This window comes from Hyalangium versicolor (assembly GCF_020103695.1).
GTDB classification, from domain to species: domain Bacteria; phylum Myxococcota; class Myxococcia; order Myxococcales; family Myxococcaceae; genus Hyalangium; species Hyalangium versicolor.
Window position 1 is genome coordinate 89,373 of the sequence record NZ_JAHXBF010000004.1, and the last position, 25,386, is coordinate 114,758.

At 68.7% G+C, this 25,386-nt stretch carries 20 protein-coding genes; 10 read left to right on the top strand and 10 right to left on the bottom strand.

The annotated features are described in order from the left end of the window. Positions 1–226 precede the first annotated feature (226 nt). The 3 genes from KY501_RS09775 to KY501_RS09785 all read left to right on the top strand — a co-directional run bounded on the left by KY501_RS09775 (position 227) and on the right by KY501_RS09785 (position 6,676). Positions 227–469: a hypothetical protein gene (locus KY501_RS09775; protein ID WP_224362426.1), complete on the top strand. Its 243-nt coding sequence runs from the start codon at positions 227–229 to the stop codon at positions 467–469. A gap of 123 nt (positions 470–592) precedes the next feature. After that, positions 593–5,809: a hypothetical protein gene (locus KY501_RS09780; protein WP_224362427.1), complete on the top strand. Its 5,217-nt coding sequence runs from the start codon at positions 593–595 to the stop codon at positions 5,807–5,809. A gap of 63 nt (positions 5,810–5,872) precedes the next feature. After that, positions 5,873–6,676, top strand: a complete 804-nt coding sequence (locus KY501_RS09785) for a ceramidase (RefSeq protein ID WP_224362428.1) — start codon at positions 5,873–5,875, stop codon at positions 6,674–6,676. Between the two features lie 15 nt (positions 6,677–6,691). Here KY501_RS09785 and KY501_RS09790 read toward each other — a convergent pair whose 3' ends face one another. The 4 genes from KY501_RS09790 to KY501_RS09805 all read right to left on the bottom strand — a co-directional run bounded on the left by KY501_RS09790 (position 6,692) and on the right by KY501_RS09805 (position 10,194). After that, the gene (locus KY501_RS09790; protein ID WP_224362429.1) at positions 6,692–7,198 is read right to left on the bottom strand and encodes a response regulator; all 507 of its coding nucleotides are present in this window, start codon (positions 7,196–7,198) and stop codon (positions 6,692–6,694) included. A gap of 343 nt (positions 7,199–7,541) precedes the next feature. Next, the gene (locus KY501_RS09795) at positions 7,542–8,057 is read right to left on the bottom strand and encodes a hypothetical protein (RefSeq protein WP_224362430.1); all 516 of its coding nucleotides are present in this window, start codon (positions 8,055–8,057) and stop codon (positions 7,542–7,544) included. Positions 8,058–8,117: 60 nt separating this feature from the next. Then, positions 8,118–9,599, bottom strand: a complete 1,482-nt coding sequence (locus KY501_RS09800) for an adenylate/guanylate cyclase domain-containing protein (RefSeq protein ID WP_224362431.1) — start codon at positions 9,597–9,599, stop codon at positions 8,118–8,120. 82 nt (positions 9,600–9,681) lie between these two features. After that, the gene (locus KY501_RS09805) at positions 9,682–10,194 is read right to left on the bottom strand and encodes a GreA/GreB family elongation factor (RefSeq protein ID WP_224362432.1); all 513 of its coding nucleotides are present in this window, start codon (positions 10,192–10,194) and stop codon (positions 9,682–9,684) included. A 160-nt stretch (positions 10,195–10,354) separates the two neighbouring features. Between KY501_RS09805 and KY501_RS09810 the strand changes: the two genes are divergently transcribed. After that, entirely contained in the window at positions 10,355–11,029 is a 675-nt protein-coding gene (locus KY501_RS09810; RefSeq protein WP_224362433.1) for a dienelactone hydrolase family protein, read from the top strand. Between the two features lie 52 nt (positions 11,030–11,081). Here the strand turns inward: KY501_RS09810 and KY501_RS09815 are convergent, their stop codons facing one another. Then, positions 11,082–11,561 carry a hypothetical protein gene (locus KY501_RS09815; RefSeq protein WP_224362434.1) on the bottom strand — a complete coding sequence of 160 codons (480 nt, stop codon included), beginning with the start codon at positions 11,559–11,561 and terminating at the stop codon, positions 11,082–11,084. 135 nt (positions 11,562–11,696) lie between these two features. Here KY501_RS09815 and KY501_RS09820 point away from each other — a divergent pair, with 135 nt between their 5' ends. Beyond that, positions 11,697–12,176: a hypothetical protein gene (locus tag KY501_RS09820; protein WP_224362435.1), complete on the top strand. Its 480-nt coding sequence runs from the start codon at positions 11,697–11,699 to the stop codon at positions 12,174–12,176. Positions 12,177–12,178: 2 nt separating this feature from the next. Here the strand turns inward: KY501_RS09820 and KY501_RS09825 are convergent, their stop codons facing one another. Beyond that, entirely contained in the window at positions 12,179–14,932 is a 2,754-nt protein-coding gene (locus KY501_RS09825) for an Lnb N-terminal periplasmic domain-containing protein (protein ID WP_224362436.1), read from the bottom strand. After that, positions 14,929–15,726: a hypothetical protein gene (locus KY501_RS09830; protein ID WP_224362437.1), complete on the bottom strand. Its 798-nt coding sequence runs from the start codon at positions 15,724–15,726 to the stop codon at positions 14,929–14,931. Before KY501_RS09830 ends, KY501_RS09825 begins: the two co-directional genes overlap by 4 nt. 163 nt (positions 15,727–15,889) lie before the next feature. Here KY501_RS09830 and KY501_RS09835 point away from each other — a divergent pair, with 163 nt between their 5' ends. Together KY501_RS09835 and KY501_RS09840 are read left to right on the top strand one after the other, a co-directional pair. After that, positions 15,890–16,300: a hemerythrin domain-containing protein gene (locus KY501_RS09835; protein WP_224362438.1), complete on the top strand. Its 411-nt coding sequence runs from the start codon at positions 15,890–15,892 to the stop codon at positions 16,298–16,300. After that, positions 16,297–16,986 (top strand): GAF domain-containing protein, encoded by a 690-nt coding sequence (locus KY501_RS09840; protein ID WP_224362439.1) that lies wholly within the window; start codon positions 16,297–16,299, stop codon positions 16,984–16,986. Before KY501_RS09835 ends, KY501_RS09840 begins: the two co-directional genes overlap by 4 nt. 10 nt (positions 16,987–16,996) lie before the next feature. On the opposite strand, the gene KY501_RS09845 is transcribed toward KY501_RS09840, so the two are convergent. Next, positions 16,997–18,565 (bottom strand): hypothetical protein, encoded by a 1,569-nt coding sequence (locus KY501_RS09845; RefSeq protein ID WP_224362440.1) that lies wholly within the window; start codon positions 18,563–18,565, stop codon positions 16,997–16,999. Continuing rightward, the gene (locus KY501_RS09850) at positions 18,562–19,536 is read right to left on the bottom strand and encodes a hypothetical protein (RefSeq protein ID WP_224362441.1); all 975 of its coding nucleotides are present in this window, start codon (positions 19,534–19,536) and stop codon (positions 18,562–18,564) included. The genes KY501_RS09845 and KY501_RS09850 overlap by 4 nt, the downstream gene beginning before the upstream one ends. A 308-nt stretch (positions 19,537–19,844) precedes the next feature. Between KY501_RS09850 and KY501_RS09855 the strand changes: the two genes are divergently transcribed. Then, on the top strand, positions 19,845–20,963 hold the full coding sequence (locus tag KY501_RS09855; protein WP_224362442.1) for a response regulator transcription factor: 1,119 nt from the start codon (positions 19,845–19,847) through the stop codon (positions 20,961–20,963). A 56-nt stretch (positions 20,964–21,019) separates the two neighbouring features. Next, positions 21,020–22,174, top strand: coding sequence for a metallophosphoesterase (locus tag KY501_RS09860; protein WP_224362443.1), 1,155 nt, complete (start codon positions 21,020–21,022; stop codon positions 22,172–22,174). A 6-nt stretch (positions 22,175–22,180) separates the two neighbouring features. Here KY501_RS09860 and KY501_RS09865 read toward each other — a convergent pair whose 3' ends face one another. Then, positions 22,181–23,533 (bottom strand): thioredoxin family protein, encoded by a 1,353-nt coding sequence (locus KY501_RS09865; RefSeq protein WP_224362444.1) that lies wholly within the window; start codon positions 23,531–23,533, stop codon positions 22,181–22,183. A gap of 103 nt (positions 23,534–23,636) precedes the next feature. On the opposite strand from KY501_RS09865, the gene KY501_RS09870 reads away from it, so the two are divergent. Then, a complete protein-coding gene (locus KY501_RS09870) occupies positions 23,637–25,376 on the top strand; it encodes a GTPase (protein ID WP_224362445.1) in 1,740 nt (579 codons plus the stop codon). Positions 25,377–25,386: the final 10 nt, after the last annotated feature.

The window sequence follows — 25,386 nt, forward strand, 5'->3', positions numbered from 1 at the left end:
CGAGAAAAATCTTGGAGGTCCTATCAGGTCACAAAAAATGAATGTTCTCCAATGGTTGGACCCTCACAACCGCGATGGAAAACGAGGTACCGACCCACCCCAGATGGGTAGGAACTGACACCGTGGGAGTGGCCGTTCGGGTAGACGTAAGGTCCTGCAAAGAGGCCCTAAGGGCCTCGCGGGTCCCCCGGCCACCGCGCCCCTCCCACATCGCCCGGAGTTCCTCATGCGCCGCACTGCCTTCGCCGTCGCCGCAGCCTTCGTGCTGGGCGCTCTCAGCCATGCTGCCTACGCGGCGAACCCGCCCAAGCTCGAGGACGCGCTCGTCCACCTGCGCTACGCGCTCAACGCCCTAAAGCGCGCCGAGGTCCCCGACAAGGCCAGTGCTCACCGGGACCAAGCCGTCCAGCTCACCGAGAAGGCCCTCGAAGAAGTGAACAAGGGCGTCCAGGCCAGCGCCGCGAAGTGATCCCCAGGAAAAACCTATCCCAACAACTGGGACCGGCGGCGGATCGATAATCCCTGCATGGGGGGGGCCTTTCCGCCTTCCGCCCCGGGTCAACCGGGAGCTCCAGTCCTCAAGAGGCAACGCATGTCCGTCAACAGCGTCGGTGGTGGTGGCTCGTCCAACAACCGGGTGAAGGATGAGCCCAAAGCGCAACCCAAGCCGAAGGAAGCTCCCAAGGCGGCGACCAACCGGGTGAAGCAGTCCGACGGTTTCGAGACGAAGGGAGACTCCCGCAAGCGCAACCAGCAGGCGATGCTGGGCTCCACCACGGCGCCGCAGACGGCCAAGCCCCCCGAGCAGGCCCAGGCCGGTGCGCTGGAGAAGCTCGGCCTGACGGCCCAGGACGTCGTGCAGGCCGGCACCAACGCCGCGCCGCACCTGGAGAAGGCCGCGCAGGCCGTGGTCCAGGGCAAGTATGACGAGGCGCTCGCGCATCTGAAGGAAGCAGCGACCTCTTCGCCGGAGATCGCCGAGAAGGCCGTGCTCGGCCTGGCGAAGAACCTGCCCGAGGGCGTGGCCAAGACGCTGCTCACGGACAAGGAGCTGGTGCATCAGCTGGTGACCAACGGCGATCTGCACACCGCCGTGGGCAAGCTGATCCAGAACCCCACGGACCTGGGCGCCGTGCGCGATCTGCTCGGCAACGACAAGCTGCGCGACGCCACGCTCACCGCGCTGGGCAAGGACAAGGGCGTCCAGGCACAGCTCGAGAAGCTCGGCCTGACGCCGCAGGATCTCGTCTCCGCCGGCAAGGCCGCACCGAACCTCCTCGGCGCGTTCCAGAAGCTGCAGTCCGGGGACGTGAAGGGCGCGCTCACCGACTTCCAAGCCGCCGTGCAGTCCGCTCCGGACCTGGCCGCCAAGCTGGGCCAGAAGCTGCTCGACAAGGTCCCCCAGAACATCAAGGACCAGTTCGCCAAGCTGGGCATCACCTCCGAGGCCCTTCAGAAGTCCGGCGCCGCGCTGCCCCTCCTCTATGACGCCGCGGATGCGGCGGCGAAGGGCGACTGGCAGAAGGCGCTCTCCAGCCTCCAGCAGGCCGCCGGAGCCGCGCCCGAGGTCGTCCAGCAGGCCATCAAGGGCCTCGCGGGACAGCTCCCGGACAACCTCGGTGCCGTCAAGTCGCTGCTCACCGACGACGCCTTTGTGAAGGAGCTCGTCTCCAACAAGGACCTGCATGATCAGGTCGGCAAGCTCTTCAATGACTCCACGCGGCTGGAGGGCCTGCGCGGACTGCTGGGCAATGACAAGGCGCGCGACGCGGCGCTCAAGGCGCTCGGCAATGATCCGAGCGTCAAGGCTCAGCTCGAGAAGATCGGCCTGACGCCGCAGGACCTCGTCCAGGCAGGCAAGGCGGCCCCGAAGCTGTGGGATTCCTTCGAGAAGCTGCAGTCCGGTGATGTGAAGGGCGCGCTCACCGACTTCCAGGCCGCCGTGCAGGCGGCTCCGGACCTGGCCACCAAGCTGGGTCAGAAGCTGCTCGACAAGGTCCCGCAGGGCATCAAGGACCAGTTCGCCAAGCTGGGCATCACCCCCGAGGCCCTTCAGAAGGCCGGCGCCGCGCTGCCCAAGCTCTACGAGGCTGCTGACGCCGCCTCCAAGGGCGATTGGAAGGGTGCCTACAGCGCCATCAAGGACGCCGCCGCTGCGGCCCCGGACCTCGCGACCCAGGCCCTCAAGGGTCTGGCCCAACAGCTCCCGGCCAACCTCGGCGCCGCGAAGTCGCTGCTCACCAACGACGCGTTCCTCAAGGAGCTCGTCACCAACAAGGATCTCCAGGGTTCGCTCGAGAAGCTCATTGGCGGCGACACCAGCGCCATCAAGGAGCTGCTCTCCAACGACAAGGCCCGCGACGCCGCCCTCACCGCCATCAGCAATGATCCGGGGGTCAAGGCACAGCTCGAGAAGCTCGGCCTGACGCCGCAGGATCTCGTCTCCGCCGGCAAGGCCGCTCCGAAGATCCTGGAGGCCTTCGAGAAGCTCCAAGCCGGCGACGTGAAGGGCGCGCTCACCGACTTCCAGAAGGCAGTGGTGACCTCGCCCGAGCTGGCCGCCAAGCTGGGTCAGAAGCTGCTCGACAAGGTCCCGCAGGGCATCAAGGACCAGTTCGCCAAGCTGGGCATCACCCCCGAGGCCCTTCAGAAGGCTGGCGCCGCGCTGCCCAAGCTCTACGAGGCCGCTGACGCCGCCTCCAAGGGCGATTGGAAGGGTGCCTACAGCGCCATCAAGGACGCGGCGGCGGCGGCTCCGGATCTCGCGACCCAGGCCCTCAAGGGTCTGGCCAACCAGCTCCCCGACTCGCTGGGCGCCGCGAAGTCTCTGCTCACCAACGACGCGTTCCTCAAGGAGCTCGTCACCAACAAGAACCTCCAGGGCTCGCTCGAGAAGCTCATCGGCGGTGACACCAGCGCCATCAAGGAGCTGCTCTCCAACGACAAGGCCCGCGACGCCGCCCTCACCGCCATCGGGCAGGACAAGGGCGTCCAGGATCAGCTCGCCAAGCTCGGCCTGACTCCCGAGGATCTCGTTGCCGCCGGCAAGGCCGCTCCGAAGATCCTCGAGGCCTTCGAGAAGCTCCAGGCCGGTGACGTGAAGGGCGCGCTCACTGACTTCCAGGCCGCCGTGCAGGCGGCTCCGGATCTGGCCGCCAAGCTGGGCCAGAAGCTGCTCGACAAGGTCCCGCAGAACATCAAGGACCAGTTCGCCAAGCTGGGCATCACCCCCGAGGCCCTCCAGAAGGCTGGCGCCGCCCTGCCCAAGCTCTATGAGGCCGCCGACGCCGCCGTGAAGGGCGATTGGAAGACTGCCTACAACGCCCTCAAGGACGCCGCCGCCGCGGCCCCGGACCTCGCGACCCAGGCCCTCAAGGGTCTGGCCAACCAGCTCCCGGACAACCTCGGTGTCGTCAAGTCGCTGCTCACCAACGACGCGTTCCTCAAGGAACTCGTCACCAACAAGGACCTCCAGGGCTCGATCGAGAAGCTCGTCAGCGGAGACGCCAGCGGCATCCGCGGGCTCCTCGAGAACGACAAGGCCCGCGACGCTGCCCTCACCGCCATCGGGCAGGACAAGGGCATCCAGGAGAAGCTCGCCAAGATCGGCCTCACCCCCGAGGACCTCGTCGAGGCCGGCAAGGCCGCTCCGAAGCTCCTCGAGGCCTTCGAGCAGATCGCCGCCGGCAACATCAAGGATGGCCTGCTCAAGGCGCAGGAGGCCGTCGAGGCCGCGCCCGAGCTGGCCGCCAAGCTCGGCCAGAAGCTCGTGGACGCCCTGCCCGCCGAGGTGAAGCAGCAGCTGGGCAAGCTGGGCATCACCGAGGACGCCCTGCGCACCGCCGGCCCCGCGCTGCCGCACCTCTATGACGCCGTGCAGTCCGTCGCCAAGGGCGACTGGAAGGGCGCGCTCGATGCCGTCCGCGAGGCCGCCATCGCCGCGCCGGACCTGGCGACCCAGGCGCTCAAGGGCCTGGCCAACCAGCTCCCGGACAACCTCGGCGCCGTCAAGACGCTGCTCACCAATGACGCGTTCCTCAAGGAGCTCGTCACCAACAAGGATCTCCACGACCAGGTCGGCAAGCTCTTCAACGACTCGACCCGCATGGAGGGCCTCCGCGGCCTGCTCGGCAACGACACGGCCCGCGACGCCGCGCTCTCCGCGCTCTCCAGCGATCCCACCGTCAAGGCCGCGCTCGAGAAGATGGGCCTGAGCTCGGCGGACCTCGTCGAGGCCGGCAAGGCCGCGCCGCACCTGTTCGACGCGATGAAGGCCTTCGGCGAGGGCAACATCGAGGCGGGCGTCACCGCCCTGGGCAAGGCTGCGGACGCCGCGCCCGCCCTGCTGGACAAGATCGGCCAGAAGGTCGTCGCCACGCTGCCCGAGGGCGTGCGCAACGCCATCAACAGCCTGGGGCTCACGCCCTCCGAGCTGGCCCAGGCCGCCAAGGCCCTGCCGGACCTCATCCGCGCCGGTCAGGCCATCGTCTCCAACGATCCGCAGGCGGCCCTGCTCAGCCTCAAGAACGCGGCCGGAAAGATTCCCCCCGCGCTCGTCGAGAAGGCCATCACCACCATGGCCTCGAAGCTGCCGGACACGGGCTTCTCCGGCATGGCGCGGTCGCTGCTCACCGACCCGGCCTTCGTCAAGGAGCTGGTCAACAACAAGGACCTGCACGCCTCCTTCGACAAGATGATGAAGGGCGACTTCATCTCCGGCCTCAAGGAGATGATGGGCAACACCGTCGTCCGCAACGCCGCCGCCAACGCCCTGGCCTCCAACCCGGAGATCATGGACAAGCTCAAGGCGTTCGGCATCCAGAACGGCGCCGACGTCGCCGCCCTGGGCGCGGCCGTCTTCGACGTGCTGGACGCCACCAAGAGCCTGGCCAGCAACCCGCCCGACGTGAACGCCGCGATGCAGTCGCTGGCCAAGGCCGCGGGTAATCTCTCGCCGGACCTCCGGGCGCGCATGGTGGGCGCGTTCGCCGACAAGGTGGGCCTGCCGCCCTTCGCCAAGGATGTCCTGGTCGCCGCCGCCGGCCTCATCGGCAACGAGGCGGTGGGCAAGTCGCTGGGTCAGGCCTTCGACGCGCTCAAGAAGGGAGACGTGGCGGGCTTCGCCGCGGGCATCGCGCACACGGGCCGCACCATCGCCGAGACGGCGCCCGAGGTGGCCAAGGCGTTCCTCGACAGCCTGTCGAAGATCCCCGGCAGCATCGGCAAGCTGTTCGCCGACCCGCAGCTCAACGCCGCCATGGTGGACACCGGCGCGGCCGCCAACATGTTCAACGCGTTCGAGAAGATCGCCCACGGTGACATCGGCGGAGCGCTCAACGAGATCGCCTCGGCGGCCGGCAACCTGCTCGGCCAGAAGCCGCACTTCGAGGTGGCCGGCGTGGAGTTGCCCTTCGGCCAGGCGGGCATCGAGAACTTCAGCCGCCTCTTCGGGCGATTCGTCGATGCGCTCCCGGACAAGATCAAGGCGAAGATCACCCAGAAGGCCGCGGAGTTCGCCGCCAAGGCGGGCCTGCAGTCGGTGCCCATCATTGGCAACATCGTCAGCGGCATCAGTGCCATCGGCAGCGTGAAGGATCTGGTGGACGCCCTGGGCAAGGATCCGAAGGATCCCGTGGCGATCGCCCTCGCCGCCGGCCAGGTCGGCCTGGACGTGGCCGGCATGGTGCCGGGCCTCAACTCCATCACCGGCCCGCTGAAGATCGTCCTGGGCACCGCCACGGTCATCAAGGGCGCGGCGGACCTCATCGGCGATCTGCAGGAGTTCCAGCAGGGCCTGCTGGGCACATAGCCGCCGCGGTGAGCTGCACGCGTGGTGGACGCTCTCCCGCTGGCCGGGTAGCGTCCCCACGCCATGCAGATACCCACCATCGGTTTCTGGGGACCGGCGACGTCGACGGTGGACTGGTGCGAGACGAACTACCAGCACGTCTTCTACATCGCGGAGCTGTTCAACTCGGTGTCCAGCCTGGCCATGGTGCTCGCGGGGGTGCTGGGCATCCTGCTGCACCGGAACGTGCTGGAGCGCCGCTTCCTGGTCGCCTTCGCCCTGGTATCGGTGGTGGGGCTGGGGAGCATCGCCTTCCACGCGACGCTCCTCTTCCAGTGCCAGATGCTGGACGAGCTGCCCATGCTCTACCTCGCGCTGGCCATCGTCTACATCCTGGTGGAGAACCAACCGGAGCGGCGCTTCGGGACGTGGTTCCCGCTGGCGCTGCTCGGACACGCGGTGCTCGTCACCTCACTGGTGGCCTTCACGCGCGGGAAGCTCCAGTTCTACCTCTTCCACGCGAGCTTCGGCTCCCTGGAGCTCTACGCCCTGGCCCGCGTCTACCTCATCCACCGCCGCAACCGGGACGCGAGGACCCGCCGCATCTACCGGCTTGGCATGAGCTCCTACGCGCTCGCGATCGCCGTGTGGATGAGCGACATCCGCTTCTGCTCCACGCTCAACGAGTCGCTGCCCGCGCACGGATTCCCCAACCCCCAGCTCCACGCGTGGTGGCACGTGCTGGTGTCCTGCGGCTTCTACGCGCTGCTGATCGTCATCGCCCATGATCGACTGAAAACGCTCGGGCAGGAGCCCCAGACACACCTGGCCATGGGGGTGATTCCGCTCGTGCGGGGAACCGCGCTCCCCGCGGCACGTCGCGGCTAGCGAGCGCTCAGGCGCTCACATCACGGAGTCGCTCTCGCGCATCTCGGAGAGGGTCTGCGCCTTCTGACGCAGCTCCCGGCCATCGCAGGGCTTCCTCAGCTCCGACAGCAGCGGAGACTCGCCGAACTCCTGGCGGATCTCCTCCCAGGAGTAGTCCGAGTAGGCCGAGCACAGCACCACCGGCAGTGCGGGATCCACCTGGCGCAGGCGCCGGAGCGTCTCGACGCCGTTCCATCCCGGAGGCATCCGGTAGTCCAGGATGACCAGCGAGTAGGGGCGGCCTTGCTCGAGCGCCCGCTCCACCTTGGCCACACCCTCCTGGCCCTGGAAGGCGGAGTCGACTTCGAACGACTCCTCGCGCGGTATGTCCTTCAGGACACCTGCCCCCAGCAGTTCCTCCTCCAGCAGTGCGAGTCGATCGTGACCTGGACTCGTGGGCGGACACAGCACTCGGCGGAAATCCCGGTGGATGGCCGTTGAGTCATCAATGATGAGGATGCGTTTCGTGTTTTCACTCGTCATGAAGAGCAGACCTGAGCGGACAACGCCGCAGACAGCATTCTGATTTCATTGCAGAGCGTTCCATCCTGTCTTCTCTGTGCGTTCACCGAGCACAGGCCCAAGAGAATGAGCGCCCCCCCACTTCGCAGGATGGGATTGTTTCACGTTCCCGTCCGCTGGCGCCAGCCTGCTCTCCCGCGTGGGAGCTGCTGCCCACGGGCTGGTCATTTATTCTTGAGACCCGCTTGACGCCGCGTGGGCCACACGACACTGAACACTCCACTGGGAGTCTCACCCAACCCAGGATGGAGGTCGCGAGTGAGCCCTTGTCCGACCCCCGTAGAGATTCCGCTCGCGCCGGAACTCAGCCCAGCTTGCGAATGAAGGCGGCGGCCAGCTCGGCCTTCTTCGCGTCAGACTCGCTCGTGGGCAGCACGAGGATCTTCTCGGCTGGCAGGTACTTGCGCGCCCGCTCCTGCATCTGCTGGCTGTATTTGGCGACGTAGGCGTCCACGTCCTGCTGCTTCATGCCCGCGGCCAGGCCCTGCTGCTTCTGGGCCTCCAGTCCCGAGAAATCCAGCACGCAGCCGTCCACCTGCCCCTGGCCCAGGTAGAGCAGCCAGCTGTTGCTGAACAAGCCGATGCGCCCCTCCTTGCCCGCCACCTTCTCCAGCGCCGCCTTGTAGAAAGGGGCCAACGCGGCGTTCTCTCCCAAGGGGATGTTGGACAGCAGGTGCTTCTGGGCCTGCGGATCCTTCGAGAGCTCGACGGTGACGGGGCCGTTGTCCACGAACGTCAACTTCGCGGAGGCACAGGCCTGAGCCACCCAGGGGGCAGGCTCTCCCGGCTCGTTGGAGAACACGATCACGAAGCGCTTCATCTCACAGGCCCCCAGTGAAGGAAGGCGCCATCATATCCCATCGCACCGCGTTCCAGGGGCTCAGGCGGCTCGCACCGTTCGGGCCCCTCCCTCCACCGTGAGCAGCCGCATCTCTCCGGCCACGCCCTTGAGGGACACCGTGTCCACCTCCTTCACGGTGAAGAACTCGCCGAGCCGCCGGGCCACCTCCTCGCTGAAGAGCAGCGGCGGCCGGGGCTGGCGCGCCTGGCCCTCGATGCGCGAGGCCACGTTGACGGTGTGGCCAATGACGGTGAACTCCAGCCGATCCGTGCTCCCCAGGTAGCCCGCGACGGCCTCGCCCGCGTGGATGCCGATGCCGGAGTCGAGGTGGATGCCCCGTTCGGCCAGCCGCGCGTTGTAGGCCTCCAGGCGGCGGCGCATCTCCAGGCCCGCGCTCACGGCGGACACCGCGGGATTGCCCTGGCCCTCGGTGAGCCCGAACACGGCGAGCACCGCGTCCCCGATGAACTTGTCCACCAGGCCCCCGTGGCTCTGGAGCGCACCCACCATCTCCTGGAAGTAGCCGTTGAGCACCTCGATGAGCACCTCGGGCGCCAGGGATTCGGACAGGCGCGTGAAGTCGCGCAAGTCGCTGAAGAGGATCACCACGTCCCGCCGGCTGCCTCCCAGCACCGCCGTCTTCCCGTGCCGCGCGTACTTCTCGATGAACTCGGTGGCGACCTGCGGGGAGACGAAGCGGCCGAACGCTTCGCGGATGCGCTCGCGGAGCTGGAGCCCTCCGGCCATCTCGTTGATGCCGGCGGCCACGAGCGACAGCTCATCCGGACGGCTCGTGGCGGCCGCGGGCTGGAAGTCTCCGCTGCCCACCCGGCGAACGGCCTCGAGCAGCCGCTCCGAGTCGCGGCGCAGACTGCGGCCATAGGCAATGGCCGCCGCGAGTGCTCCTCCCGTGAAGCCGACGGCGAGCAGGGCTGCCTCGAGCACGTACCGCACGTCGCCATGGAGCTCAGTGATGAAGCGCTGCAGGGTGAGCAGGAGGACAAACCCGGGCACGGTGGTGAAGATGACGTAGCCCTCGATGAGCCGCCGCCCGAGCCGCTCGCGCAACTGCGCCTCTGGTGAGAGCGCGGGGCTCTGCGGCAGCCAGCGCTCGAAGAAGAGGTATTCCATCTGGGCGAGGATTCCGCCTCCCAGCAACCAGTAGCCCACGGCGAACTTGAGGTGGCTGGGCATGGGGAACGACGGGTAGAGCGCGAAGTGGATGATGATGGCGAGCAGGCCCGTCATGCCCCAGGACACCACGGACAGCACCCATGCGCGGCGTGCGGGAGTGGAGTGCTCGCTCTGCAGAGGAACGAACCGCAGCAGCAGCTCCCGGAGGCCCATGTGGAACAGGCACAGCAGGATGACCGTGCGCGCCAGCACCGGGGGCGGGAGGCTGCAGATGAAGGTGCAGACGAGCCGCGCGTAGACGAAGGTGAAGATTCCCACCAGCACCGTGCCACCGTGGAGCAGGAGGCGGAGACTCGTGGGGAGGCGGTGCGCGGAGGGAGACGTCATGGAGAGGGAGCTCCGGGCGCTTGACGCGCCGTGAAGACCTCATGACTCTCGTCCCAAGCGGAGAGCTTGTCTACTCAGAGGGTCAGTGTGTCGGAGCCGTGTAGGCAACCTGCGTCACTGTGTACTCCATGGCGCCCCGGGGGCGCTCGACCTGCACGGACTCGCCTACTTCCTTGCCCAGCAGCGCGCGAGCCAGGGGAGACTCCACGCTCAGCCTGCCTGCCTTCACATCTGCTTCATCGGGTCCGACGATGCGGTACGTCACCTCCGCCCCGTCCTCGTCCTCCAAGGTGACCCAGGCGCCGAAGAAGACTCGCCCCTCCTGCGAGGGCTCGGGCGCTACTACCCGGACTTCCTCCAGCGTCGCCGCGAGCTCCTGGGCCCGCCGCTCCCGCTCCCGCTTGCGCACACCCGCATCCAGCCCCGTCTGCCCCTCGGTGGCCGGCTCCGGGCCGAGCAGCGAAGCGAGCTCCTCCTGGAGCGCCCGGTAGCCTTCCGGGGTGATGTAGCGCTTCTCTCCGCTCCCACTGCGCGGCCGGACGGGGACGAGCCCCTCATCGCCTCCGCCGTCCTCCTTGGTGAATGCCTTGGACATGCCGACCTCCTCCTCTCGCAATCTGGAGCACCTGCTCTGGCTGCGCCAGCGTGGATCGTTCATTTCTCACACCGGGCGCGGGTTCGAGTGAAGTCCCGAGCCCCACCTCGAAGCGCGAGGATTAAGGTGCCGCCTCCTGTCGCCGACGAGGGGTACGCACATGACGCAGTCCACGAAGCTGACTGGAACCGATGGCAAGGAAGTGCCGGGCACTCTCATCGAGGCGGCCGGCGGCAGCGCGAAAGGCGCGGTGATGCTCGTCCACGAGTGGTGGGGCCTCAACGGCCACATCCGCGACGTAGCGGAGCGGCTGGCGCGCGAGGGCTTCACCGTCTTCGCGGTGGACCTCTACGGAGGGAAGGTGGCGACGGACGAGAAGACCGCGGAGCAGTACATGAGCTCCATGGACTGGAAGCAGACGGGAGATGTGCTGCGGCGCGCCTCCGAGGCCCTGCGCCAGCGCAACGGCGGCACGAAGCTGGCCGTGATGGGCTTCTGCATGGGCGGCGCGGTGGCGCTCGCGGCGGCGGCGAATGATCCGCAAATCACCGCATGCGTGCCCTTCTACGGCATCCCGCCCGAGGACAAGGGGGATGTGACGAAGATCCGCGCGTCGGTGCTGGGCCACTTCGCGAAGCAGGACAACTGGTGCTCGCCGGACCGCGTGGACGCGCTGGAGAAGAAGCTGAAGTCCGCCAACGTGCCCTCGGAGCTCCACCGCTACGACGCGCAGCACGCCTTCTTCAACGACACGCGCCCCGCCGTCTACTCGAAGCCGAACGCCGACGTGGCGTGGAAGCGCACCGTGGAGTTCCTCCGCGCGAAGCTGGGCTGAGCCACCGGGGGCTCCGGGCGAAGCCGATCCGCCTCGCCCGGTGTGTCCTGCGCTAGGGGTGGGGAGGAGCCACGGGCGGCGTCTCAGGAGCCGCCGTGCTGCTCGGGGCCACCGAGCCCGTGGAGTTCGTCTCCTCCGCCGCCGGAGGCTGCGAGGCAGGAGGCTGCGCGGCGGGGGCTTCCGCGGGGCGGAAGACCTGGAACTGGTAGGCCGTCACGCCCTTGGGGAGCACCACCTCCACCAGGGGGTTCTCCTCGAGCAGGGCCTGGGAGACGAGCACGGAGATGCGGCCCTCGTCATCGCTCGTGGTGGCCAGGCGCTCGCGGCCCGCGCCCGCGATCACCTTGGCGCCCTTGACGGGCTGCCCCGTGGCGGGATCCACCACGCGCATCATCAGGGTCTGTCCGTCGGCGGCCTTCAGCGAGGAGCCCTCCGGCTGGACCAGGTCCTTGTAGTGGGGACGCAGGGCACAGGCGGACAGCAGACCAACGGCGAACAGGGCGAGGCTCAACGAGGCACGGCGAAGGCTCATGGGGTTTCCATACCGTGACGCTCCCGATTATTCCACCGCTTCCTCAAGCCGCTCGCCCCACGAGCCACCCTGCCCCGCTGCCGCTCGCGGGCAGACGTCCCATCTTCAAGAGCACGAATGGAACCGGAGGCTTGCATGTCTGACACCACCGTGATCCCTCCTGAAGAGGAGAGGACTCTCATCCACAACGCCATGGATCCCTCCTGGCACGTGGACTACGCCACGCTCCCGCCCGACGTCACCCTCAAGCCAGATGGGATCGTCCTCAAGCGCCCCATCCTCGTGGGCAGCGTCGCGGTGATGGTTTTCTTCAGCTTCATCCTCTTCTTCGTGCCGTTCTTCAGCGGGCTGTTCGGCGGTATGCTCGGCGGCTATCACGCGGGCCGGATGAAGCGCGCGCTGGCTGCGGGCGTGGTGACCTCGGTGATGGTGCCAGCCTTGATCGCGGGTCTCTCCTTCTTCAGCGAGCAGCCAGGGCTGCTGTTCCTGATGGGGCTGACGTTCCGTGAGTGGATCATCGCGCACGTCCTCGGAACGCTCATTGGCGCCGCGTCCGGAGCCTTCATGCGTCCGCGCATCACCGACCGCGAGCTCTGGGAGCATCGCTACGCCTGACATCAGCTCAGCTCCATCCCCAGGGTGAGGCGGCGCTCCAGAGAGCCCTCCAACCGGGCTCCCAGCCGCCCCTCCCAGCGCAGCTGCGCGCGAGGGGAGAACAACAGGTGGTACCGGCCGAGCCGCCCCAACCGCAGGTCGACCTGGAGCGTGGTGAGGGCCTCGTGCGTCACCCCGCTCGCCGCTCTCCAGAAGGGGCTGTACTCCGCCTCCAGGCGCACGGCATTGGCGAGCGAGCCCGGTAGGCCCGTTCGGTGTGAGAGTGAGAACCGGGGTCCGAGCACAGGAGCCAGGACTCCGGCGCCCCAGTGCATTCCCCCCTTCACCCCAGCGCCCAGCGCGGTGAAGTGGCGGAAGCGAGGCCCATCGTCCACCACCGCGAGCACCTCGGCCTGCACGGTGGCGCGATAGGGAGCGGGATGATCTCTCAGCGATTCCATCTGCGCCGCCACACCCCAGCCCAGCGCGTCCGTAACGGAGTGCTGGTGCAGCGGCAGCTCGCGCACCAGGGTGCGGTAACCCACCAGCGTGAACCGCGAGCCGAGTACCCGGGGTACACCCTTTCTCGGAAGCAGTGACAGCTCGCCTTCGAGCGCGCGCAGCTCGCTGCCAGGCTGGAAGCCATGCAGGCGCGCATCGCCCAGGGCCTCACTGAGACCGGCGGTCTGGAGGAGAACGACAGGTCGCGAGCCTCCCGCTGCCGGGAAGTCGATACCCAGCCCCACCGCCATCCGGGAGGCTCCGGATCTCTCGATAGCCCCCTCCGCCCACGCTCGTGAAGCCTCCACCTTGGCGCGCTGATCCTCCGCGAGGAACGTCACTGGATCCGCGCTGGCCAGCACGCCGTCCTGGAGTACCCCCTGCGCATCGGTGGCTGCGACGAAGGCCGCCTCCGTCGCTTCGGCTCGTTCCAGGATGAGTGTCTCCTCGGCCGTTGCGGGGCGCCGGGGAGCATGGGCGAGCGCCTCCTGGAGCAGGCTGATCCGATCGAGCACCGCCAGCCGCCGCTGGAGCTCGTCCTCGCGCTCGAACTGGCGCTGGCGATCGCTCACACTCTCGGCCGCTGGGGGGATGCGTGTACGCAGCGCGAGCACTTGAGCTCGTTCCACCTCCAGTTTCTCCCCCGCGGAGCGATCCACCGCGCCTCGCTCCACACGCACCGACCACGCCACATAGGCGTGCAGCAACGTACGGACCTCCTCCATGTCCTCGGGCGAAGCAGCGCGGAGCATTCCGGCGATGGCCTTGGGCATCCACTCATACGCAGCTCGGCGCACCTCCGGTTGGGGAGAGCGCAGGCGCCAGTGCAGCAGGCGCAGCCGAGAGCGGGCTTCAGGCGACAGGTGCGCGCCAAGCCCGGCCAGCGCCTCTTCCCGAGAGGCGTAAGCCCGCGCCGCACGGGCCTCGGTGGACTCGAGATCATCCGGGACATACTCGAGCAGCGGCTGGCTCGAGCCATCGGCACCCACCACCTCCGTACGGGCCAGCACGTCCAGGGTCGCGGACGGCAGCACCCAGAGCTGCCCGGGCTGACGCACCTGCCGGCCTCCTTCGAGCACTCCATTGAGGAGGAAGAGCAGCGCGCTCGCGCAGTTGTCGGTGAAGAACCGATAGGGGAAGTAGCCACGCCGCTCGAGCTCCCAGATGCGCTCGATGAGCCGCACCTGCTCCGAGGGAGTCAGCCGCATGCGGAAGCGCCGCATGGACCGCTGCTCCAGTTCGAGCGTCTCGTGCGACAGGTCTCCCAGCGTCGTGGTGAGGAATCCGGTGTCATATCCCCCGAACAGCCCCTTCAGGACGTAGCCCATGCTCCGAGCCTCCAGCCCGGTGAGGGCCACCAGTTGCACCACCGGCGTGAACCCTGGCCCGCGTGGCACGGCTCCCTCGCGCCACACCGGCCGCATCATCAGGTGGCCGAAGAGGGACTCGGGCTGCCGACCCGAGGCCGCGACCAGCATCACCTCGAAGTGGGAGAGGTTCTCCACGTCCGCCCACGCGTCGAAGGCGGGGCAGCGCCCACGAGGAGGCAGCTGGCCCAACCCCTCCGCGGCGATGATCTCCCCGAGCGCTCGCGCCTTGGAGAACTCCTGACAACGGACCTGATCATCCACCGCGAGGGCCTCGGATCGCAGGGATTCGACGGGGACGAACAGCTCCTCGGCGAAGGTGACGAGGTCCAACGAGGCACTCGCCTGCCCCCGCACGCGGCTGAAAGCCCCCGTGTAATTCAGGAGCGCTTCCTCGTGGAAGGTGAGCAGCCGCTCGAAGGGTGCCCGCCACCCGCTCAGCCGACGCCAGCGAGTGCCTCGGCTCCAACCCCGCGCGTCATCCCAGCGCTGCACCACGGCATGAACCACGGCGCGACGGCGCCACAGCCGCTCAGCCTCCTCATCGCTCAGGCGTGAGAGGCGAAAGGTAGCACGACGCTCCAGAGACGAAGCGTATCGATAGAGGTGGAAGCGCCGGTGCTCCTCCGTCCACTCCGGCCATGCTGGAGAACCATCCCCCAGGCCCAGCGGAGCGGACTCGGCGTGCAGCTCCAACTCCAGTAGCCCACCGGGAAAATGCCGCATCGCGACAGGCAGGGCAGCCAGCCCCGCCTCCACCTCGGCCACGAGCGCCGCATCCTCGGAAGCGGGGGAGCGCAGCACCACGCCATACCCGGCCTCCAACGCAGCGACGCGCTCGGCGAGCGGGGCCTCATCAGCACCCGCCGGGAGCGCGCTCAGCAGTACGGCCAGCGCGAGGAGCCTCACGGGAGGGACTCCTCACCTCCATATCTAGCCAGGAACGCAGCCCGATCCTCCTCCAGGCGCGGATCCGTGCGAGCAATCTCTCCCACTCGCCGCAGCCACGCGAGGGCCCGCTCCGGTGTCAGGGTCCGCACATCCGCCAGCGCCAGCAACTCCTGACGGTGGGCTCGCAGCAGCCGGCCAAAGGAGCCCAGGTTCTCACGGCGGATGCGAGCCAGCGCAGCCAACTCCTCCACGGTGGGGCCAACGCCCAGCGCCAGATCCTCGCGAAGCTGGTGCATACGCGAGCGCAAATACGTCTCCGCCGCCGGGGCCACCTCCTGCGCGGGAGGTGGAGGCGCCGCCTTGGGAGGCACCCTCATCGCCCGTGCCGCGGCCTGCCAGAAGACCGCCCCCAGGCCCGCGGCCGTCAGCGCGATGACGGTGGCCGAGAGCATCGGGTTCTTCTGACTCGACCGGGAGCTGTCCGAGCTGTCGCTGGAGTTGTTGCTGGAGTCGTCGCTGGAGTTGTCGCTGGAGTGGTTCGAGTCTTCGCTGGAGTTGTTCGAGTTGTCGCTGGACTCCTTGGAGCTGTCACCGGACTCGTTCGAGGAATCCGCGGAGTTGCCCGAGTCCGAGCCCGAGTCCGAGCCGGACCCATCCGACGAATTGCCCGAGTCGCTCGAGCCCTGCTGGGCAAACGCTCCCAACGGCTCGGAAGCGCTCAGTCCTCGCCTCCCCCTGGCACTGGGTACCTGACAGCCCGTCACAACGAGGCATAGCCCGAGCCACGCCATGGATTTTCTCAGTGTCTTCATATGTCCCCCCCCTCTGTTGCTGGAAAGGTGACATTCTGGATCCCAGGTATTGTTTGGAAAAGTCCTGACGTCCTGCGGCATGAAGCGCGGATGCTATGGCATCCACTCCCCCAGCCCGCTACGAAGACCTAGCTTTGTCATCCCCCCCTGTCCCCTTCAGGTAATGCACTCCAGGGTCCACGCTCTCCAGGAAGAACACTCCCGCCTCCGGGCGCTGCTCCGCCTGTGCGAGGACGCCAACGCCCGAGAACTCGAGGCCACGCTCCGCCGTCTGGAGGAGGTCTTCGCGCCTCACCGGGAAGCCAAGCTGGCGCTCTATGACGAGTCCGTCCAGGCCTACAGGCAGGCGGGAGACAAGTTGAACGTCTCGGTCCTGAGCATCTTCCGAACGAACATGAATGTGACGTCCCAGGCCATCCTGGGCTTTCTGCGCGCCCTGGATCCCGAGCCCGACCGGTGCCGGGAGCGCTTCCTGTCGGTGGCCAACACGCTGCGCTCCATGCTCGACACCGAGGAGAAGGTCGTCTTCCCGCTGTGCGTCCGCTGTGCCCAACGCGTAGGGGCCCAGCCATGAGTGACAAGATCCCCACGGACCTGTCCCGGCTGGATGACCGCGAGCGGCTCGGCGCCTTCGATGGAGCGCTGTTCGACAGGACGCCGGATCCCGAGCTGACGCAGTTGGTGAACCGGGCCTCGGAGGTGAGCGGCTTCCCCATCGCGCTGGTCAGCCTGGTGGCGGACCAGATCCAGTTCTTCCGAGCCCATGTGGGGCTGCCTCCGGACCTGGAGGCCTCGCTCGCCACCGATCGCTGCACCTCGTTCTGCCAGTTCGTCGTGGCGGGAGATCAGCCGCTGCGCATCGAGGACGCCACGCAACAGCCGGCGCTCCCCAACGATCTGATCGAGCGCTATGGCATCCGCGCGTACGCGGGCTTTCCGGTGCGCGTGGCCGGCAAGACGGTGGGCTCGTTCTGCGTCATCGATGGGAAGCCCGGGCAGCTGAGCACGGCGCAGCTCGAGGAGCTCGCGAAGCTGGCCCAGGCCGCGAGCGCCCGGCTGGAGGTGCTCGCCCGGAAGTGGGCCCCGCCCAAGGATGCGCGAGAGGAGCATGCCCACCGCGCCTGGATGGCGGTGGCGGAGTCCCAGTCCCTCATGAGCCTGAGTGAGCAGTTCGCCGCGGGCCGGCTCACCTTCGAGGAGTTCCAGCGAGGGTTGGGCGCGCTGGCCACGCTCGCCGGAGCCCTGGAGCCCCCGCGCTGAGGGGCGCGCTTCACTCGAAGCGGAAGTACGCCTCGAAGTCCGGAGTCCCCTTGCGGCGCTTGCCTCCGAGCGCCACCTGCGGCGGGTAGTTGGCCAGGACGTTCGCGGTGTCCGGTTCGTCCAGGGAGCCCAGCGGCACGGGCAGGTGCTCGAGGATGCCGGGCAGCCCGGCGATGTCGCCCAGGAAGCGCGGCAGGGTGCGCGGATCCACCAGCTGGCCCGCGGTGAGGTCGAGCTGTGGGGCCTCTCCGATGGCATCGATCAACTCGTCCCGCTCCGCGCCCTCCAACCGGTAGGCCTTGAAGAGGCGCAGCAGCGACAGGCCCACGGCGAACGCGGTGAGTGTCAGGTGCACGGGGTTGGTGCCCAGCTGATCATCTCCGTAGGCGCGCCACACGAAGCCGCTGGCGCTCTGCACCCACAGGCCCTGGACGTTCTCCTCGTCATGCATCTTCCGCGTGGGCAGCGCGCCGGAGAGGCCTACGAGCCCATCTCTCGGCACGCGCAGGTGTCCGGAGGCGAAGGCGTCGGTGAGGAAGTGGTCGGCGAAGGCGTTGCGGACCAACGCGGCGTCCAGGTCCCGGTCGAGCGCCAGCTGCAGCGCCTCCGCGTGGTGCCGGGCATACCGGGCCCAGTTCCTGGGGGAGAAGTGGTCCTGGTTCTCGTTGGCCAGCATCGCGTAGTCGAACCAACCGCGGTGCGTATTGAGGAGGAAGGTGCCCTCGTCCTGGGGCGTGACGCCGCGGATGGCCTCGGCCACGGAGGGGGTCAGCTCGGAGGCCAGCTCCTCCGGGGTGGCGTAGTAGTCCCCCGCGAGCGCCACCACCTCTCCATAGGTGAGGGTGAGGCCGGGGCGGATCTCCAGCTCCGTGAGGGGCCGGTAGCGAGCCATCAAGTCCTCGAGCCGATTCTGGAAGGGCTCGCGCCACGCGGGATCCGCGCTGGCCACGGAGAGGGAGGACCGCTCCAGCACGGCGTCCGGCACGGGGTTCGGCGTGGCGACGCGCAGCAGGGCATGGGTCGGCTTGACGGTGGCCCGAGAGAAGACGCCTTCTCCGGCGAGCATGCGCGCGAGCTGCTCCGCGCTGGCCCGGTGCTCGGCGGTGCCGAAGTAGTCCGGCCTCACGGTGGCCACAGGCCGCTTCGCCGTCTCCTTGCGCAGGGCGGACAGCCGCTGGCGCTCCTTGTCCACGACGTTCGCACCCGCGCTCTTGGCCGTCGTCGGGGTCTCCACGGGAGGAGCGGGCTCCAGGGACATCACGGACCGGAAGCCCTGGCGCGCCATCATGCCGCGCATCGCGGAGGCCTCGACCGAGCGCACCTGGGCGGCCGGGGGCATCTCGGAGACGCGGCTGCCGAAGGCCAGGGGGGCCCCTGTCGGTGAGTTCACGATGGGAGGCGGCAACGGCTCCGGAGCGGCCTTCGCTCGAGTCTTGACGGGCGTCTTCGCGGGCGTCTTGGCCGAAGCCTTGGAAGAAGCCTTGGGCGTCTTCTGCTTTGGCCGAGCCGTCTTCGCCTTCGTCTTCGCCTTCGCGGTGCCACGGCCCGTGCCTCCCCGTTGAGGCTTGCGTGCACTCATGGAAGTCCTCCGTCCATACCTTGCAGACGCACGCCAAGCCGGATGCCGGCCAGCAGGTGCGCGGGGCGTCCCGGAACGAGGTACGCCACCTGAAGAGTGCTGCCCACGCGCGGCGCTCCCCGGCGCGTCGGCGAGAGGTTCTCCCGCGCATAGGCGCACTGGGCGAGGAAGACGCAGTAGTCCACCGCCGCCTGCAGGGAGAAGTGCTCGGAGAGGGGCTCCTGAGCGGATGAGAAGAACCCCGCGCGCAGCACGCGCCGGGCATAGCGCCGGGCCAACTGGCGTGACTCCTCATTGGAGAGCGGCTCGGCCCGCGTCCCCATGCGCCGCGCCTCCTGGGCCAGTTGCTCCAACAACCCCGGCGGGCTGTCCGGCTCATCCGTCCCGGCCAGCAGCATCGCCAACCGCTCGGGCAGCGCGGGATCGAACCCCTCCACGAAGCGAGCCACCGCCTCGGTGACGCCCGCATAGTGCACGCCGAAGCGGTGCCGTGGAGGCCCGCCCTCCTCCTCTATATGGAGCACGGGCGTAGGCGCGGTGGGCAGACTCAGATCCACGCTCCACTGGATGGACCAGAGCGTGGGCGGATCCACGCCCTCCTCCGGCGGCGGCGCAAAGCCTCCGAGGATGAGGTGGAACGGACGCGGCAGCGCACCCAGCCGGCGCATCGCCTGATCCTCCATCGCCGTGTGCAGCCTCTGCGCGTACTCCCCCACGGACTCGCCCGAGCGCAGCGGCGCCTGATCATCGAAGGCGCGCAGCGAGGTGGCCACCGTGCCTCCCCCGATCGAGCCCACGCCGTTGAACATGGCCAGCAGCCGCCCGCCCGAGAGCGGCACCAGCTTCTCCACGTTGGCCATGTTGGAGAGGAAGCGCTCCTGGCCCCGGGCATCCACCTCCATCACCGTCGCCAGACCGTCCGTGGCGAACACGAGCGCGTCCGGCGTCTTGAAGGCGATGTCGATCGTCATGGCGCCGCCGCAGCATACAAGGAGGGAGGCACCTCACCTGGACTGCTCAAAAGACAACGCGCGCCAGATACCTTGAGTACCTGGCGCGCGCGTTCATTGGGACAGCAGACTTCCATGGTGGCCCTCCCCCCCTACGGGCCGAGCAGAAGTTTCTCGCCAGAGACTGATTAGTTTCTATGCGGGAAACTACGTAGGTGGGATTCAGTACCCAACTTTCCTACTTTTCGTGAATTTTAGGTAAACTTTGGGCCTGGCTGGGGTGTTCCCCTCATCCAGTTTGTCAGTCGGGCCAGTTATACTGGGAAATCGTGATTCCACTAGATTCCATGGACAAGGCCTTCCTGGCGGACATCCAGGGGCGGTTGGACACCATCGAGCCGGGGGCGGATGTGCTGCACCCGCTGATGGACGCTCTCAGAGAGGGCCTGCGCGCGGAACGGGCGGTGGCCTATGGCATCGAGCTGGCGCCAGACCATTACGCGGCCAGCTTCTGCCACGGCTCGGGCTTCGCGCAGTCCCAGTCGGAGCTGATGGGAATCCTGAACGGCTTCCTGAACCAGCAACCGAATCCATGGGGTTATTTCGATCCGGCGCGGCCCGCGGCGCCGCAGCGGAACCGGGCGCTGCACTTCCGCCCCCACGCGGAGACGGAGGCGCCAGCGCCGCTGCATGACACGGGTTCGGCCGCGTGGCGGCGGTTGGGCATCAGCGCCACGGAGCAGGCCCAGGTGCGCGAGCGGGTGCACGAGGGGGTGACGACGCTCTACCGCCAGCTGCGCATGGAGCACATGTTCCAGCTGCGCACGCTGGTGTGCGAGGACTCGGCCATGCTGGCGTGGATCGGCGCGCTGCGCTCCGAGCCCTTCACTCCGCGTGAGCAACGGCTGTTGCAGGAGCTGGTGCCGTCGCTGCATCGGCGGTTGGAGTTGGAGACGCGGTTGAGGGAGGCGGGGCTGCTGGGCACAGCGCTGGAGGCGGCGCTGGAGGCGCTCGGGCAGCCAGCCTACGTGGTGTCGTCGAAGGGACGGGTGGCGTACGCCAACAGCGCGGGGAGGGCCCAGTTGGAGCAAGTGGCACCGTCCCTGGTGGAGGCGGTCCGGCGGCACGCGCAGGGGGAAGCGCTCCCTTCGGGGACCAGCGTCACGCTGCTGCAGGTCCGAGGACTGTGCCCGCACTACCTGGTGGTGGACCGGAGCGTGGAGGCGCAAACGGGCGCCAAGGTCCACATGCTGGCGACTCGCTGGGGGCTCACGGGCCGCGAGGCGGAGGTGCTCGAGCACATCATCCAGGGCACGAGCAACAAGGTCATCGCCGCGAGGCTGGGCTGCGCGGAGCGCACGGTGGAGGTGCACGTCACCCACGTGCTGAACAAGGCCGACGCGGAGAGCCGCTCGGCGCTCATCGCGAAGTTCTTCCAGGCCTCCTGAGCCTCTCCGGGAGCCAGAGGCATACGAGGGGAGGAACGTGTGTCTAGGATGCACGTGTGAACTCTCCCCGCATCCAGGCCGCCCTGGACAACGCCGCCGCGGCCGCTGCCCGAGCTCCCCACTCCACCCCGCCCGAGTCCTCTCCGCCCGAGCGGCGCATTCGGGTAGCCATCGGCGATCCCCAGGCGGACATCACCCGCTTCCTCGGCATCCTGGACCGGCATGGCCTGCTGACGGAGCGCGGGTGGCTGGCGCCCGAGGTGCAGCTCGTCTCGGTGGGGGACCACTTTGACTGGGGCAAGGCGCACGAGCGGGACGCGGTGGCCCGGAGCGCGCTGCGGCTCGTGGCATGGCTGGCGGCGCACCCGGCCGATCAGGCCATCATCCTGGCGGGCAACCATGATCTCGGGCGCGTGGGAGAGCTGGCGGACTTCACCGATGCCACCTTCGCCCAGGCCCAGGAAGAGGCGGACCGCATCTACGATGGAGACGACACCGATGAGGCGCGGGAACGGACCTTCCTGGACCGATTCCCTCAGGTGCCCACGGTGGAGCTGGTCGCTCGAGACTTCAGCGCGTTCCGCGAGGAGCAGCGCACGTGGATCACCTACTTGCTCCGAACGCGGCGCCTGCGCGTGGCCTACGCGGCCGGGCCGGACCTGCTCGTGCTGCACGCGGGAGTGACGCGAGAGGACCTGGGAGTCGTGGGTGTGCCCCAGGAGCGCCAGGCGGATGCGAGGACGGTGGCGGACGCGCTCAACCAGGCGCTGGATGCGGCCGTGAGCGCGTGGCAGGGAGGCCGTCTCGTCATGCCAGCCCTGCACGTGCCCGGCAGCGCGGACTTCGGCGAGGGCCGGGGCATCTTCTATCAGCGCCCGAGCCTCCGCCCGGACGAGGGCGAGCGCACGCGCCTCACCCCGCGCCGGCGCTTCGATCCGCGGCGGCTGCCTGCCGGGCTGACGCAAGTGGTGGGCCACACACGGGACAAGCGGAGCCGTGACCTGCTGTGCCTGCCCGGAGAGATTCGAGATGGCGTGCTTCGCCACCTGGTGACGGACGGCGCGCGCGTGGCCTACGCGCACGGCACTCCCAAGGGGACAGGCCCCGGAGAGGCCGTGCTCATCTTCACCGATGGCGGGATGCGCGAGGCTCCGCTCGAAGCCTACGAGCTGTTCGATCTCGACACGCGCACCGCCGCCCGGCCGCGATAGCCCGGCCTACTTCGCCTTCAGCTCGGCGAGCTTCTTGTCCAGGGACTCGATCTGGCGCTTGGACACCTGCGCCTCGGAGAGGGTCTTCGCATAGGAGATGGCCTCCTCCATCGTCTTCACGGCGGCGTCCTTCTCCCCGCGAGCGGCCTGGATGGTGGCCCGGTCGGCGAAGACGCGCAGCTTCCGAGAGCCCTGCACCTTCGTCAGCGCCCGAGCGTTGGCGGCGAGTGCGTCGTCCAGTCGCCCCAGCGCCCGGTACAGGTTGGCCAGCCGAGCGGGAGGGTTGTAGTCGTTGGGCAGGTCCTTCTCGCTCTGCTCGATGGCGGGCACCGCGCGCATGGGGTCCTCGAGGATCATCGCCGCCAACATGCGGTGCGAGTCGAAGACGGAGCGCGCATCCGGGTTGGGAGCCTTGGCGGCCTCGCCCTCGAGGAACGTGAGCCACTCGGTGGCCAGCGCCTTGCTGCCAGCCTTGTCCCCGAGCTCCGACCTGGCATCCACCATCGCCTCATAGAGGCCCGAGCGGTCATCCGCGGGCATGTCGATGAGCGGCGGAGCCAGCGCCTCGCGCCCCTTGGCATCGAGCGCATTCAACAGCTCCTTGCGCTGAGGGTTCTCCCCGGGCAGCGAAGATGCGCAGCCGATGGCCATGGTCACGGCATTCGCCAGCGACGGCGAGCGAGGCACGCGCGGCAGCTCCTCGATGGCCTTGCGAGCACACGGCTCGAACTGCTTCGCCCCCCAGAAGGCGACGAGCAGCGACTCGACGGTGCGGCCCCGGCGGGACCAGTCGTGCGGAGCCTGGGAGAGCGCCTGGGAGAAGGCCTCGGCGGCCTCGGCGGGCTTGTTGGCACCATAGAGGGCATCCCCGCGAGCCAGGGCCGCCTCGGCGCCCTGAGCATCCCCGCGATAGGCGCGCTCACCGTCCTCGAAGATCTTCTCGAGCTGCGCCACGGTGGCGCTGCCCGCGAAGCGCACGAGGGGCTTCTCCTCCTTCGGATCGATGATGAAGAACGTCGGCCAGAACTCGACGGGATACTTCTCCTGGAAGGCGGCGTTCGAGGGCAGGTCGGTGTTGATCTCCAGCCAGACGAACCGGCCGGCGTGCCGCGCGAGCGCCTTGTCCGTGAAGACGTAGGCCTTCATCGAGCGACAGGTGTGACACCACGGGGCCCAGGTGTCGACGAAGAGCGGCACGCCCTTGGCCTTGGCCTCGGAGAGCGCACGGGCGTAGTCGTCATCGATGAACGGCAGGGGCGCTCCCTCATGGGCGTCGTCCAGCGCATCGGACGAGCCGGTGCGCGAGGCGGTGCACGCCAGGAGCCCCACAACGAACAGGCAGGCAACGTGGGTTCGCATGGGAGCGGACCATAGCGGCATCCCCGCCCACTGTCCCCTACGGACAGGAAGGCGCGGAAGGGCTGGGCTGGGCGCTCGGCGCGTGGTGTGGTGGGGCTGTCGAATGATTGCCCTGCCCGCACTGCGCGCCGCCTTGGAGTCCGCCCTCGCCGCCCTGCCCCCACCCGAGCGGTTTCCTCGGGGCGAGGACGCGGACACCGCGCGCCGCCTCACCGAGCGCCTCCGGAGAGACCTGCTGCCCCGGCTCGGAGGGGACGCCCCGCTGCTGCTGGTGGCCATCGCCGGGCCCAACAACGTGGGCAAGTCCACGCTCTTCAATTCGCTGGTCGGCGCGCCGCTCTCCCCAGCGCGTCCCGAGGGAGGCCTCACGAAGCAGTGCCTCGCCGCCGCGCACCCGGACACGTGGACGGGCGAGCTGAAGGACTTCCTCACGCGGCGCTATGACGTCGTCCCGGTGCCGCCGGGCACGGATGCGCCGGTGGACCAGGCGGGCCCGGCCGGGCGCCTCTACCTGAGCCTGGCGGAGGCCGTACCTCGGGGGCTGTTGGTGATGGACACGCCGGACTTCGACAGCGTGTACCGGGACAACCGCGAGCGCACCGAGGCACTGCTCGTCACGGTGGACGTGCTCGTGTTCGTGGTGAGCCGGCAGACGTACCAGAACGCGGCGCTGGTGGACTTCCTGCGCGCCGCGGTGGGCCGAGGGCGGCCGTATCTGCTCATCTACAACGAGGCCACCCGCGAGGAGGTGGCGCGCGGACACCTGGAGAAGCTGGCCTCGGACGTGGGGCACCCGCCGCTGGCGCGGTACCTCGCACCCCATCAACCGGAGGTGGAGGCTGGGGAGCGCCCGCTGTCGACGCAACCGCTGGACCGCGGCCCCTCACTGGGCGCGCTGCTGGGCGAGGCCGAGCATGCCCGGGAGCTCAAGACACGAGCCCTGGCCGCCTCGCTGGCGGATGCACGAGCCGAGCTGGAGGCGCTGGGCCGGGCGGCGCGAGAGTCCTCGCACGAACCGGAGAGGCTGCGACAGCGGATGCGCCACGAACTGCTCGCGGTGGGCAAGAGCGCGGCGCTCAAGGGAGTTCCCGCGGATGTGCTGGTGGACGCGTTCAGGGACGAACTGGACGCTCGCAGCGCGTTCCACCGCTACGTGCGCCTGCCCTTCCGAGCGCTCGCCACGGCGCTGACGTTCGTGTCGAAGAAGGTGCGCCAATCCTTCACCGGTCCCGAGCCCATGGCGGCGCCGGTCATCCACGCCACGGACGAGACGCTGCGCGATGGGGTGCGGCGGCTGGTGGACGTGCTCGCGCCGGAGGTAGCGGCATGGCGGGGGGACGCGGAGACGCGGGCGAAGCTGGCGGAGTCCTTCGGCGCGGGGACGCTGTCACGGCTGGAGGAGCCCCTGGGGTTCGAGGCCCTCCACACGCACACCACGGATCGAGAGAGCCTCTACACCTTCTGCCGAAGCCTGGTGGGAGCGGAGCTGCAGGGCAGCATGCGCGAGGAGATGCTCCAGGCGCTCACGACGCTGGTGTACTCGGTCCCCTCGGGGGCGGCGGCGGTGGTGACAGTGGCGACCGGAGGCGTGGGTCACGACGCCGTCATCTGGGCGGGCACGCTGCTCTCCACGCCGCTGCTGGAGCGCTTCGTGGACCTGCTGGGAGCGGACGTGCGCGCCCATGTGACCCAGAAGTGGGCGGAGGCACACGGGGCCACCCTGGCCCGAGCGCTAGAGGAGCGCTTCTTCGCGGACATACTCAAGCACCTGGACGCCGAAGCCGCGGGCTGGGTGCGAACCGCCGAGGCCCTGGAGGACAGTGCTCGCAGGCTGGGCGAGTAGGGCGCCCTGG